Annotated in this window: 9 protein-coding genes and 1 pseudogene; 6 read left to right on the top strand and 4 right to left on the bottom strand. The window is 72.5% G+C overall.

Going from position 1 to position 12,431, the window contains the following annotated elements:
- Positions 1-7: 7 nt before the first annotated feature.
- On the top strand, positions 8-1,420 hold the full coding sequence (locus tag TCUR_RS25225; RefSeq protein WP_012855049.1) for a serine/threonine-protein kinase: 1,413 nt from the start codon (positions 8-10) through the stop codon (positions 1,418-1,420).
- Positions 1,421-1,436: 16 nt separating this feature from the next.
- Here the strand turns inward: TCUR_RS25225 and rho are convergent.
- From rho to TCUR_RS23285, 3 genes and pseudogenes are all read right to left on the bottom strand, one after another.
- Positions 1,437-2,528 (bottom strand): annotated as a pseudogene (rho, locus tag TCUR_RS23295) (transcription termination factor Rho); the annotation flags it as partial.
- A gap of 1,272 nt (positions 2,529-3,800) precedes the next feature.
- Complete coding sequence (locus TCUR_RS23290) at positions 3,801-4,928, bottom strand: hypothetical protein (protein ID WP_052305608.1); 1,128 nt, start codon at positions 4,926-4,928, stop codon at positions 3,801-3,803.
- Positions 4,929-4,960: 32 nt separating this feature from the next.
- Positions 4,961-5,503 carry a DUF4365 domain-containing protein gene (locus TCUR_RS23285; RefSeq protein WP_012855046.1) on the bottom strand — a complete coding sequence of 181 codons (543 nt, stop codon included), beginning with the start codon at positions 5,501-5,503 and terminating at the stop codon, positions 4,961-4,963.
- Positions 5,504-5,638: 135 nt separating this feature from the next.
- On the opposite strand from TCUR_RS23285, the gene TCUR_RS27370 reads away from it, so the two are divergent.
- Positions 5,639-6,301 (top strand): permease prefix domain 1-containing protein, encoded by a 663-nt coding sequence (locus TCUR_RS27370; protein ID WP_012855045.1) that lies wholly within the window; start codon positions 5,639-5,641, stop codon positions 6,299-6,301.
- Positions 6,302-6,313: 12 nt separating this feature from the next.
- On the opposite strand, the gene TCUR_RS23275 is transcribed toward TCUR_RS27370, so the two are convergent.
- Positions 6,314-6,664: a helix-turn-helix transcriptional regulator gene (locus TCUR_RS23275; protein WP_012855044.1), complete on the bottom strand. Its 351-nt coding sequence runs from the start codon at positions 6,662-6,664 to the stop codon at positions 6,314-6,316.
- Positions 6,665-6,743: 79 nt separating this feature from the next.
- On the opposite strand from TCUR_RS23275, the gene TCUR_RS23270 reads away from it, so the two are divergent.
- Genes TCUR_RS23270 through cydC form a run of 4 tightly spaced genes read left to right on the top strand, consistent with a single transcriptional unit; the run spans position 6,744 to position 12,396 of the window.
- Positions 6,744-7,928, top strand: a complete 1,185-nt coding sequence (locus TCUR_RS23270) for a cytochrome ubiquinol oxidase subunit I (RefSeq protein WP_012855043.1) — start codon at positions 6,744-6,746, stop codon at positions 7,926-7,928.
- Between the two features lie 49 nt (positions 7,929-7,977).
- Positions 7,978-8,724, top strand: coding sequence for a cytochrome d ubiquinol oxidase subunit II (locus TCUR_RS23265; protein WP_012855042.1), 747 nt, complete (start codon positions 7,978-7,980; stop codon positions 8,722-8,724).
- A 22-nt stretch (positions 8,725-8,746) separates the two neighbouring features.
- Complete coding sequence (locus tag TCUR_RS23260) at positions 8,747-10,612, top strand: ABC transporter ATP-binding protein/permease (RefSeq protein WP_012855041.1); 1,866 nt, start codon at positions 8,747-8,749, stop codon at positions 10,610-10,612.
- Positions 10,609-12,396 (top strand): thiol reductant ABC exporter subunit CydC, encoded by a 1,788-nt coding sequence (gene cydC, locus TCUR_RS23255; protein WP_012855040.1) that lies wholly within the window; start codon positions 10,609-10,611, stop codon positions 12,394-12,396. The genes TCUR_RS23260 and cydC overlap by 4 nt, the downstream gene beginning before the upstream one ends.
- Positions 12,397-12,431: the final 35 nt, after the last annotated feature.

Here is a 12,431-nt window from a genome sequence, read left to right as displayed (position 1 = left end):
CCGCCATATGAGGGTCGAAGCGGAGGAACCGCTCGCCGGGCGTTACCGGCTGCTCTCCGTGATCGGCAAAGGCGGTATGGGGACCGTCTGGCGGGCCTACGACGAGACGCTCGACCGGGAGGTCGCCATCAAGGAAACGGTCCTCCCCAAGGGATTGACCAACTCCGAACGGCAGGCCGTCTACCGCCGCATCCTCGCCGAGGCCCGCGCCACCGCCGCCCTCAACCACCCCGGGGTCGTCACCGTCTACGACGTCGTCAACGAAGACGGCCGGCCCTGGATCGTCATGGAGCTGCTGCGCGCCCGCTCCCTGCGGCAGGTGCTGGACAGCGAAGGCCCGGTGGACTCCGCGTGCGCCGCCCGGATAGGACGGGCGGTGCTGTCGGTCCTCAACGCCGCGCACGCCAAGGGCATCCTGCACCGGGACGTCAAGCCCGGGAACGTGATGCTCGCCGACGACGGCCGCATCCTGCTGACCGACTTCGGCCTGGCCGTCCACATGCTCGGCGGCTGCGCCGACGTGGACACGATGGCCTCGGGCATCGCGGGCTCCCCCGCCTACCTGTCCCCCGAGCAGGTGCTCGGCGAGCCGGGCGGGGCGGCCTCGGACCTGTGGTCGCTGGGCGTGACGCTGTATGCCGCGGTCGAGGGCGGCTCGCCCTTCCGGCGCTCCCACGCCCTGGCGACGATGGTCGCGGTGCTCATCGGGGAGTACCCGCCGCCCTGGAACGCCGGTCCGCAACTGCGGGCCGTCATCGACGGCCTGCTGCGGCGGGACCCCGCGGAACGGATGCCGGCCGCGCAGGTCGCCGAGCTGCTGGAGCTGGCCGCCGAGCACCCCGACGACACCTGGCGCTCGCGTCCCGCCAGGCGGCCGCTCCCGTTGCGGCGCCCGCGCCTGACCGCCTTGATGGGCGTGACCGCGATCGCCGCGACGGTGATCGCCATGGGCGCCTGGACGGCCCGCCACCGCACGGACGGCACCTTGGCGGCGGTGGCCGCGGGCGGCCAGAGCACGCACCTGGTCACCTACCGCGAAGGCGACGGCTACACCGTGGACGTCCCCGCCGGCTGGAGACGCTCGCGCGAAGCGGACGGCGTCCACTGGCGGGACCCCGCGACCGGCCACCACCTGCGCATCGCTCCGGCACAGGGGGACGCGCTCGCCGGGCTGCGCCGGGCCGAACGCCAGGCCCTCGCCTCCGGCGCCTACCCCGGCTACCGCCGCATCCGCCTGGAGGCCGTGCCCGAACTGGCCACAGGCGCCGCCGAGTGGGAGTTCCTCACCGCTCGCTTACACGTCCTGCGCAGCCGCATGGCCGGATATGAGTTCACGTTCGCGGCCCCGGCGCATCGCTGGACACCGGGGCAGCGGGTCTACGACGCCATTTTGCGGTCATTTCGGACGACCAGGCGCTGATCGCCCGCCCGCCGCCTTAAGCGTTCTGCTGGATCTGCAGCAGGATCTCGGCGTTGGAGGAGGTGTTCTTGATCTTCTCCAGCAGCAGTTCGATGGCCTGCTGCGGGTCCAGGGAGTGCAGCAGCCTCATCAGCCGCCAGTGCAGGGCCAGTTCCTCCGGCGGCATCAGCAGTTCCTCGCGCCGGGTGCCGGAGGAGATGACGTCCACCGCCGGGAAGATGCGCTTGTCGGCGATGCCCCGGTCGAGCTTGAGCTCCATGTTGCCGGTGCCCTTGAACTCCTCGAAGAACACCTCGTCCATCCGCGAACCGGTCTCCACCAGCGCGGTGGCCAGGATGGTCAGCGAGCCGCCGTTTTCGATGTTGCGGGCGGCGCCGAAGAACTTCTTGGGCGGGTACAGCGCGGTGGTCGCCACGCCGCCGGCCAGGATGCGGGCGCTGGAGGGGGCCGCCAGGTTGTAGGCGCGGCCCAGCCGGGTGATGGAGTCCAGCAGCATCACCACGTCGCGTCCCTGCTCCACCAGCCGTTTGGCCCGCTCCACGGCCAGCTCCGCCACCGCGGTGTGCTCGGTGGCCGGCCGGTCGAAGGTGGAGTAGATGATCTCCCCTTGGACCGACCGCTGCATGTCGGTGACCTCTTCGGGACGCTCGTCGATGAGGACCACCATCAGGTGGCACTCGGGGTTGTTCCTGGTGATCGTGTTGGCGATGGCCTGCAGCATCATCGTCTTGCCGACCCGGGGCGGGGCCACGATCAGCCCGCGCTGCCCCTTGCCGATCGGCGCCACCAGGTCGATGACGCGGGTCGCGATCGCCCCGGTGTCCAGCCGCAGCCGCTCCTGGGGGAACAGGGGCGTCAGCGACCCGAACTCCGGCCGTTCGGCTCCCGGCTCCTGCCCGTTGACCGTCTCCACGCGCACCAGTGCGGGGAACTTCTCCCGCGCCGATCGGGGTGCGCGCGCCGTGCCGGTCACGATGTCGCCGGGTCGCAGCCCGTTGGCCTGGACCTGGGCCAGCGACACGTACACGTCCTGAGGGCCGGCCACGTACCCGGCGGTCCGGACGAATGCGTGTTTGTCCTGCACGGCCAGCACACCTGAGAAGGGGATGGTCGGGGCGGCGCCGTCATCGGCGCCGCGCTGCCGGGGCAGGGCGGCCCGCCGGGTCGCCGCGTTCTGCGGCGGCGCAATTGTCGTCAATGCATGATCCTTAGGTAGGGGGCGACTTCACGTACGTGACATGCGGCATGGACACGCTGCACGTACATAGCGGGAAGGAGATTCGATCACCGGGCGCCCAGATCGGCCCGGTAGCCAGATGAAGCACCTTCACCTCACCGCAGAAGCGGGATAAACCGGTGCTACCCCGAGACTACAGCACGCAATCCTTCCGCCGCCTACTACTACAACGCAAGAGATGCCCCACTTCAATCCCCCTCATGCCTTGCAATCACGATCCGCTTCGCCGCGGTCTGCCCGCGCGGCGGCCGCCCGGTCACGGCCGTCGCCGCGGCACAGCGGCGGGGACGGGGATGAGCAGCGCGGTGACGTCGTCGTGACCTCCGGCCTCAAGGGTGTACCCGGTCGGCGCCCTCGCCTCTGCCAAAAGTCCGTCACCGGATGAGCGCGTGCCGGTAAGGACGGATCGCAACTCCTCCGCGGTGGGCAGGCAACGCCACAGACCGTCGGTGCACGGCAGCAGACGCCCCGGCACCTGGGGCCGGTGGCTGCGGATCCGGGCACCGGTGGGCCCGCGTCGGCGCCGAGCCAAGCGGTGAGGGCCTCGTGCTCGCGTCCACGGTCAGGGTCATCCCCGGCCCTTCGTCCGGCAGCCAGTAGGCGCGGCTGTCTCCGGCCCACCCGGCCCAAAGACCCTCCGGCCCGGCGACGCCGGCCACCCAGGTGCAGGCCGGTGCGATGTCCCCCGGCGCGGTCGGCGCGGCCACGGCCCGCCCGGCACGGGCCCCTCCCGCAGCCGGGCGGCCAGGGCGGCGCCGCCGGCGGCCGCGATCTGTGCCGCCCGCTCCGCCCGGGGAGCCATGGACACCCCGTCGCACACCACCCCCACCGTCCATTCACCGGCCGTGACCAGCGCCATCGCATCGGCATTGCGCTCCCGCCACGGCCCGCGATCACTGACCCCCGCGGCCCCGCCCTCGACCGTCAGTTCCAGGTGCGCGGAAATCCGGCTGCACACCATTGCAATCCCAGCAACGGCCGTCCGGGGCCACCGTCCCACCGCACAGAACACAGCTCACGCCTCGAACACCGCCCCAGCATAGAGAATCTCGGAAAGCGGATCCCCGGCGGTGAACGTGGACTTCACCGGCCCGGCGCTGCCACGGGCGCGATGCCGTTGGGAAGACGAGATGTGGAAACAGATCAGCCGTCCGCTTTCTCAGGTAGCACGGAGAAAGCAGAAAGCGGGCGCAGCGAACGCCGATTCCCCCGGATTTTGAGATTCCCCGTCGCAATGACCCGAAGGCCCTTCTCGTGCGCCCGGATCGCCTTCCGGTAGTCGTGCTCGTCCAGCTCGACCCAGAATCTCCGCTCGACTCCGGAGTCGTCGTCCACGCCTTGTATGACTGCTTCCCCCGACCCTTCCCGCTCTCGGAAAAGGCGCACCACGATACCTGTCACGGTGACGTTGTCCCGAGGCTTTTGCGTGCGCAGGAAATCTGCCGCTTCTTTCAGGATTCGCTGCTGATCTGAAGTTATCTTCAGACGGATGGGAGCGATTTTTTCGCCGGCCAGCGGGGAGAGCGCGAAACGGATCTGGTAGAGCTCGTGGTCGGGGCCGCCGAGGGAGCCCAGCGCCGCCAGCTCGGTGGCGTTGGCGGCCTCGGGGCCGCGCTCCCCGAATGCCGTCAGCGGCCGACTTCCCTCACTGACCTGCTGGGCGAGATGCTGGGCTCGGCGGGCGGTGGTGAGCATCCGCCAGGTGACCCTTCGCCCGAACGGCCGGGCCGTCGCCTCTTTGAAAAGCCCTCCCTCATCGGGCGCATCCGGCTGTTCCTCGGCGAGCGGCAAAGTCAGGGAGAGCACGAAACTGCCGGGCTGGGTGGACAGCCGTGTCCGGGCCGCATAGGCCTCCGCCCGGTGCGGGCGGCGATGCGGAAGCACCAGACTGTCGGATGACAGCGCGGCGGCCGAGGCCACCACGTAATTCCGCAATCCCGATACAGCGGAATAAAAAAGCGGAAGCGGCGCCTCTCCCGGCGGAGCATCCGGGGTCAGCCGGATCGCGACATTGTCGGCCCCTCCTGAAGAAATGTCCGTTATCACTTCTTTCGGCAGTCGTCGTTCAGCGGCTGCGACCGCGCGCAGCGCCTCGTATGCGCGATCTGCATAGTCGCGCACTTCCTGCCTTGCCGGAAGAACGACCTTTATATCGGAACCGGGCGTGCCGGGCTCCCGGGTCCACAAAGTGGTTCGCCCGTCGTCATCTTGCAGGGACCAGCCGGCCATGCGCAGGTAACCGATGAAAGCACCCAGGTCGGGAATGCCCATGGACTCCCTTTCGGACGTCCCGCCTTTGCCGTTCAAGGTAGCTCCCAAGGGTCCACGTCCTGTACCGGGGTCGACCGGCGGACTCCGACTTCCTTAAGCATGCGTTCCAGCCCTGCCCGGTCCAAGGTGTTGGCGGCCGGCAGGCGCACCGTCTGTGTTCTGCGGTTCCTGGAGGGTGGATACCCCTCGAGTGAGACCCACGCGCCCTGTCCGACGAGCAGGGTTCCATCGGGCCGCAGCCGGATGCGCTCCCCGTCCTTCGGCAACCCGATCACCACGAGTACTCGAGGAATCATGTGGTCGGACCGCCGGAGCAGATCGTAGGTGGGCACATCCAGGTCGTAGGCGTAATCGCCGTCCGGCAGCCTGCGAAGGTCGGTGGTGGTCTTGACCTGGGCGAAGACCGTGGGGTTGCAGATGCCCAGTGTTTCTCCGGGCATCATCAGCTGGATATCGGCCTTCACCGTGTCCAGGGAGAACGGGCGGCCATGCAACAGGCCGCATCCGGCGGCGACGACCCTGAGCCACGCCTCCCCGAAGTCCCCCTGCACGCTGTTCTTCGACCCTCCGCCCACGGCGGTATGGTCCCGCGGCCCTGTGTCATTTCCAGCCATTCCGTCTATTAGTGCTGTGTCTTAACGGGAAAACGGTTGATCCTAAATCGGGCATGGGGGATTCGGGAGGCTGAGGGCGCTGCCTACACTGGCGGCATGGTGATCGACGGCTATGTCACCGAGCTGGAACGGGTACTGGTGGGACCGCCGAGGGTGAAGCGGGACATGGTCGTCGAGGCCCGGGACAGTCTGCTGGATGCGGCCGAGGCGCTGCAGGCCCGGGGGCTGTCGCGGGAGGAGGCCGAGCGGCGGGCGGTGGCCGAGTTCGGGACGATCGAGGAGGTCGCGCCCGGCTACCAGGAGGAGCTGACCGCCTGCGCCGGGCGGCGGCTGGGGTGGGTGCTGCTGCTGGTCGGGCCGCTGACCTGGCTGTTGTGGTGGGGGATCTGGCGGGTCTTTCCCGGGGACGCCGGCGGCTGGACGCAGCCGCCCGAATGGTACGCGGTGGTCGCCCGGGTGCTGGACGGCACGCAGCTGTTCACCGGGGCGGTGGGCGGTGTGCTGCTGCTGGCGCTGGGGCGGTTCGGCCGGACGGTCCGGCGGACGCGCCTGGTGACGCGGGCGGCGGCGATCTACGCCAAGGCGCTGCTGCCGGTGACGCTCGGGTTGTGCGTGCCGTTGCTGTACGGGGCCGGTCCGGTCGGCGCCCATATGCTGCCGTGGGCGGTCGCCGCCGTGGTCTCGCTGCTGTTGCTGGGGGTGCAGATGCGGCATGCGGTCCGCTGCCTGCGGCTGGTCAGGCTCGCCCCGGCGGCCTGACGCCCTCGCCGGTCAGCCCGCCTGGGACGGTCTGACCCGTGGTTCCAGGACGCTGCCGATGGCGGCGGCGAACGCCCGCCAGGCGGTGCGCTCGCCCTCCAGGCGGCGGCGGCCGGCCGGGGTGAGGCGGTAGGTGCGCCGCCGGCGTCCGCCCACCGTCGCCCATTCGCTGGTGACCTCGCCCGTGCGCTCCAGCCTGCGCAGCGCCGGGTAGACGGTGCCGGTGGGGACGTTCAGCGCCCCGCCGCTGCGCTCGCTGAGCGCCTCGATGATCGCGTACCCGTGCAGCGGCTCGTGCTCCAGCACGGACAGCAACAGCGCGTCCAGGTGGCCGCGGAGCGCATCGGGAGTCACATCGTTCATGCTAGGACTCCCCTCCAATATGTAGGCATACTACATGTAGGCTGCCTACATATTCGATGTCGACGAGGGAGCCGGCGGCATGGACGTCCTCGACCTGGCCCGCCTGCAGTTCGGGGTGACGGCGGGCCTGCACTTCCTGTTCGTGGTGCTCACGCTGGGCCTGGCGCCCGTCGTGGCGGTGATGAACACCCGCTGGGTGCGCACGGGCGACCCGCTGCAGGAGCGGATGACCCGCTTCTGGGGGCAGATCTACATCGTCAACTACGCGCTGGGCATCGTCACCGGACTGGTCATGGAGTTCCAGTTCGGGCTGAGCTGGAGCGGCCTGACCCACTACGCCGGCGACGTGTTCGGCGCGCCGCTGGCGGTGGAGACGATGGTGGCCTTCTTCCTGGAGTCCACCTTCCTGGGGCTGTGGATCTTCGGCTGGCACCGGCTGCCCCGCCGGGCGCACCTGGCCTGCATCTGGATCGTCACGCTCACCGCCTACGCCAGCGCCTTCTGGATCATGGTCGCCAACTCGTTCCTGCAGAACCCGGCGGGCGCCGCGGTCACCGGCGACCGCCTGGCGCTGACCGACGCGGGCGCGCTGCTGACCAACAAGGCGCTGGTGTTCTCCTTCCCGCACGTGATCGGCGCCGGGCTGACGACCGGGGCGTTCATGGTGATCGGGGCCAGCGCCTACCGGCTGTGGCGGCACCCCGGCGAGGACCGGGAGCTGTTCACCCGGTCGCTGCGCACCGGCGTGGTGCTGGCCGTCCACGGCGTGCCGATCGCCGTGGCCTTCGGGTTCGCCCAGTTCGCCACCGTCCCCGAGGGCAAGTTCGACGGCGCGGCGGCCAGTACCGGGCTCGGCGTGATGATCCTGATCGGCGAGGCGCTGCTGATGGCGACGCTGCTGTTCCTGCTGCCGCTGATCAAAGTGCTGCCCCACTGGCGATGGACCCACCCGCTGCTGATGGCGCTCACCCCGCTGCCGTTCGCCGCGGCGATCCTCGGGTGGATCGCCCGCGAGATGGGCCGCTACCCGTGGATGATCCGCGACCGCCTCACCGTCGCCGACGCCCTGTCCCCGGGCCTGACCCCCGGCATGATCACCGCCTCGCTGGCCGGCTTCACCACCGTGCTCACGCTGCTGGCGGTCATCGACTACGCGCTGATCGCCAAGATCGTGCGGCGCGGCGCCGCCGCACCGGCGCTCGGCGCCCCGCCCGAGCCGGACGAGCCGCCGGCCGGCCGGCCCGCCCTCACGCTGGGCCGGTGACCGCGGCCCGAGGACGCACGACCTGGAGGAGACCGGAAAGGACCGCACGATGGAACTGATCTGGCTGGGCCTGCTGGTGGCGCTGCCGGCCGGCTACTTCGCGCTGGAGGGCTTCGACCTGGGCGTCGGGATGCTGCTGCCGGTGCTCGGCCGCACCCGGCGTGACCGGGACCTGATGATCGCCGCGATCGCCCCGTTCGTCCTGGCCAACGAGGTATGGCTGGTGGCGGCCGCCGGGGTCTTGATCGGCGCCTTCCCGCTGCTGGAAGGGAAGGTGCTGTTCGGCCTGTACCCGCTGGTGGTGGTGATGCTGCTCGCGTGGGTGCTGCGGGACGCCGGGCTGTGGTTCCGCCGCCGCCTCGACGGGGACGCCTGGCGGACGCTGTGGGACGCGGTGATCGCCGCGGCCTCGCTGACGCTGTCGCTGTGCTGGGGCATGGCCCTGTATGCGATCACCACCGGGTTCACCGCGCCGCTGTGGCACCCGCTCGGGCTGCTGCTGGGGGTGACCCTCACCCTGGCGTTCGCCCTCCACGGGCGGGCCTTCCTGGGACGGCGCGTGCCGCGGTTCGCGCCAGGCGGGAACCCGGCGCTGTCGGCGGTGCTGGTGCCGGCCCCGGTGCTGGCCGTCCTGGCGGCGGCGGCGCCGCAACTGCGGGGCGGCGCGGCCTCCCCGGCCACGCTGCAGACGTTGAGCCTGCTGGTTCTGCCGTTCGTCCCGCTGCTGGTGGCCGCGCAGGTGTGGGTGTGGCGCACCTTCCGGCGCGGCGCCGGCCCCGTCCCGTCCTTCTTCTGAACGGCACCGGGTACGGCGGCCCATGCACGGGGACCTGCTGCGGCTCATGCGGGCCGAACGCGCGGTGCGCCGCCACCTGGCGGGCGCGCTGGGCGCCGCCGTCGCCGCCGGCCTGCTCGTCCTCGTCCAGGCCGAGCTGCTCGCCGGGCTGCTGTCGGGCCGCTTCCCGCCCGGCGCGGCGGCGGCCCTGGCCGCGGTGGCGGCTGCGCGGGCGCTGCTGGTGTGGACGCAGGGCGCACTGGCGGGGCGCACCGCGACAGAGGTGAAATCAGCGTTGCGGCACCGCCTGCTGCGCCGGCCGCCCGACCCCGGCCGGCGCAGCGGGGAACTGGTGACCTTGGCGGTGCGGGGCCTGGACGCGCTCGACCCCTACCTGACCGGATACCTGCCCGCGGTGGCCGTCGCCGCGGCCGTGCCGGTCGCAGTGCTGGCCCGGCTGAGCCTCGCCGACCCGGCCAGCGCCGTGATCGTGCTGGTCACCCTGCCGCTGATCCCGCTGTTCGGCGCGCTGGTCGGCCTGCACACCCGGGCGGTCACCCGGCGGCAGTGGCGGACGCTGGCCCGGCTGGGCGGCTCCTTCCTGGACACCTTGCGCGGCCTGCCCACGCTGCGGGCGTTCGGCCGGGCCCGCCACCAGGCCGACCTGCTGGCCCGGCTCGCCGCAGAGCACCGCGACGCCGCCATGCGGACCCTGCGCGTGGCGTTCTTGTCGTCCCTGGTGCTGGAACTGTGCGCGTCGCTGTCTTTGGCGCTGGTGGCCGTGCCGGTGGGCCTGCGGCTGGTGAACGGCTCGGTGGATCTGACGACCGGGCTGCTGGTGCTGCTGCTGGCCCCCGAGGCGTACCTGCCGCTGCGGGCGGTGGGCGCCGGGTTCCATGAGTCGATGGCGGGAATCGCCGTGGCCGACGACGCCTTCGCCATGCTCGAACGCCCCGCCCCCGGCGCCCTCTCGCATCGTCCGGACCGGCCCTGTCCTGGACGAACGACCGGACGCGTGGAGCGGGAGCCGGTCGGCCCGGCCGAAGACCCCCATGCCCCCCGGGCGGCGGCGCACCGTCCGTTCAGCTCGCATGAACGGGCAGCCGGGCGGGAGCCGGATGGCCCGGGCAACGGCCCGCACACCTGCCGGGCGGCGGCATGCCGCCCGTCCGGGCCGCACGAACCGCAGGGCACCACCGGGCGGAGCCGATGCGGGCGGCCGGGACGCGCCGCGCCACAGATCCGGCTGGAAGGCGTCACGGTGCGCTATCCGGGACGTGCAGAGCCCGCCTTGCAAGACGTCGATCTCCTCATCGAGCCCGGGGAGCGGGTGGCGCTGGCCGGGGAGAGCGGCGGCGGGAAAAGCACGCTGCTGCACCTGGTCATGGGATTCGTGACGCCCGAACGCGGACGGGTCCTGATCGACGGGGTGGACCTGAACGACATGGACCTGCGGGAATGGCGGCGGCACCTGGCGTTCGTCCCGCAGCGCCCCCATCTGCAGGCCGCCTCGGTGGCCGACAACATCCGGCTCGGCCGGCCCGAGGCGACCTTGGCGGACGTGCGGCGGGCGGCGATCGCCGCACAGGCGGCGGAGTTCATCGAGACGCTGCCGGGCCGCTATGCGGCGCGCATCGGCGAGCGGGGCGGCGGGCTGTCGGCCGGGCAGCGCCGGCGGATCGCGCTGGCCAGGGCGCTGTGCCGGACGCAGAGCACGGCGCTGCTGGTGGACGAGCCGACCGCTCACCTGGACGGACGCACCGAGGCGGCGGTCGCGGCGGCCATCGCCGAGCAGGCCGCGGGCCGCACCGCCCTGATCGTCGCCCACCGTCCGGCGATGCTCGCCGTGGCCGACCGGATCGTCCACCTCCACGGCGGACGGGTCATCACCGGCGGGGTTGCGGGATGACGTATCGGGCAGAGTCCGCCCGGCGGCCGGCGGGGAGCGGGCGCGGAGCGCCGAACCGGACGAAGAAGGCCGATCATGCGGGCGGCCCGCTGCGGGGACTGTGGGGGCGGCTCATCATGGCGGCGCTGGCCGGGGCGGCCGCCGAACTGGCCGGGCTCGGGCTGATCGCGGCCGCGGCGTGGCTCATCGCCAGGGCCGCCCAGCAGCCGCCGGTCGCGGCGCTGGGACTGGCGGTCGTGGCGGTCCGGGCATGCGCTCTCGGCAAGGGCGTCTTCCGCTACCTGGAGCGGCTGGCCGGGCACGATGCGGCGCTGCGCGCCCAGGCGGCCGTTCGCGGCGGGCTGCTGCGGGCGCTGATTCCGCCGCGCCCGCCGCCTTCGGGGAACGCCGACCTGCTCACCCGGATGGCAGACGACACCGACGCCGCGGTGGACCTGCTGGTGCGCTGCCTGCTGCCGGCCGTCGCCGCCCTGGTCACCGCCGTGGCCGCGGTGGGCGTGGCGGCCGGGCTGCTGCCCGCCGCGGCGCCGGTCCTGGCGGCCGGGCTGCTGGCCGCCGGGGCGGGGCCGCCCGCCGTGTCCGCCGTCGCGGCCCGCCGGTGGGCGGCCCGGCTCGCCCCGGCCCGCGCCGCTCTCGCCGAGCGGGTGGCCGACCTGGTGCACGGCGCGATGGACCTGGCGGCCTGCGACGCGACCGAACGCGCCCAAAAGGCGGCCGCGGCGGCCGATGCGCACCTGGCCGCGCTGGAGCGCCGCCGGGCGCGGCTGCGGGCGGCGATGCCCGCGATGGGAATGGCGGTGCAGGGCGTGACCGTGGCCGTCATCGTCGCGCAGGCCCGTCCCGTGCTCGACCCGGTGGCCCTGGCCGTGCTCGCCCTCACCGCGCTGGCGGCGTTCGCGCCCGTCCTGCCGCTGGCGGACGCCGGGGAACGCCTGGCCGAGATCATCGCGGCCCTGCGCCGCCTGGAAGAGGTCCGCGCGGCACCGCCCGCCGTCACCGAACCCGCAGACCCCCGTCCTCTCCCCGCACCCCCGTACACGATCGAGGTCACCGACCTGGTGGTGCGGTACGCCCCCGGCGGGGCGGCGGCGCTGGACGGGGTGAGCCTGACCCTGCCCCCCGGCCGGCGGGTGGCGCTGGTCGGGCCGAGCGGGGCGGGCAAGAGCACCCTGCTGGCGGCGCTGATGCGGCTGGTGGAAGCGGAGTCTGGGGCCATCCACGTCAACGGCGTGGACGTGCGCGACCTGCCCTCCGACGGCGTCCGCGAGCTGATGACGGGCCTGACCGACGACCCGTATGTCTTCCGCGCGTCCCTGCGCGACAACCTGCTGCTGGCCCGCCCCCGGACCGGCGACGGGGAACTGGCCCGCGCCCTGGCGGCGGTCCGCCTGGCGGACTGGGCGGCGGCCACGGGGTGGGACGCCCCGCTCGGCGAGGACGGCGCCACCTTGTCCGGCGGGCAGCTCCGCCGCCTCGCCCTGGCCCGCGCCCTGCTGCGGGACCCGCCGGTGCTGCTGCTGGACGAGCCCACCGAGGCGCTGGAAGACCCCCTGGCCGACGCCTTGCTGGGCGACCTGCTGAAGGCCACCGCGGGCCGCACCGTCCTGCTGGTCACCCACCGCCTGCGGGGCCTGGAGGAAGTGGACGAGATCGTCGTCCTGGAACGAGGCCGCATCACCCAGCGCGGCTCGCACCGCGACCTTTTGCGCGAACCCGGCTACTACCGGGACCTGTGGCGGGCCGAGACCATGCGCCGCGCGCCCCGGCGGGCCGGAACGGCTTGACCTTGACGCAAACGTCAAGCTTTTAGCGTCCGGGC

This window comes from Thermomonospora curvata DSM 43183 (assembly GCF_000024385.1).
GTDB classification, from domain to species: domain Bacteria; phylum Actinomycetota; class Actinomycetes; order Streptosporangiales; family Streptosporangiaceae; genus Thermomonospora; species Thermomonospora curvata.
This window is presented reverse-complemented; position numbering and strand designations above follow the sequence as displayed.

Coding starts and splice junctions, on each gene's coding strand:
- TCUR_RS25225 (WP_012855049.1), top strand. CDS start 8: ATGAGGGTCGAAGCGGAGGAACCGCTCGCCGGGCGTTACCGGCTGCTC.
- TCUR_RS23290 (WP_052305608.1), bottom strand. CDS start 4,928: ATGGGCATTCCCGACCTGGGTGCTTTCATCGGTTACCTGCGCATGGCC.
- TCUR_RS27370 (WP_012855045.1), top strand. CDS start 5,639: ATGGTGATCGACGGCTATGTCACCGAGCTGGAACGGGTACTGGTGGGA.
- TCUR_RS23275 (WP_012855044.1), bottom strand. CDS start 6,664: ATGAACGATGTGACTCCCGATGCGCTCCGCGGCCACCTGGACGCGCTG.
- TCUR_RS23270 (WP_012855043.1), top strand. CDS start 6,744: ATGGACGTCCTCGACCTGGCCCGCCTGCAGTTCGGGGTGACGGCGGGC.
- TCUR_RS23265 (WP_012855042.1), top strand. CDS start 7,978: ATGGAACTGATCTGGCTGGGCCTGCTGGTGGCGCTGCCGGCCGGCTAC.
- TCUR_RS23260 (WP_012855041.1), top strand. CDS start 8,747: ATGCACGGGGACCTGCTGCGGCTCATGCGGGCCGAACGCGCGGTGCGC.
- cydC (WP_012855040.1), top strand. CDS start 10,609: ATGACGTATCGGGCAGAGTCCGCCCGGCGGCCGGCGGGGAGCGGGCGC.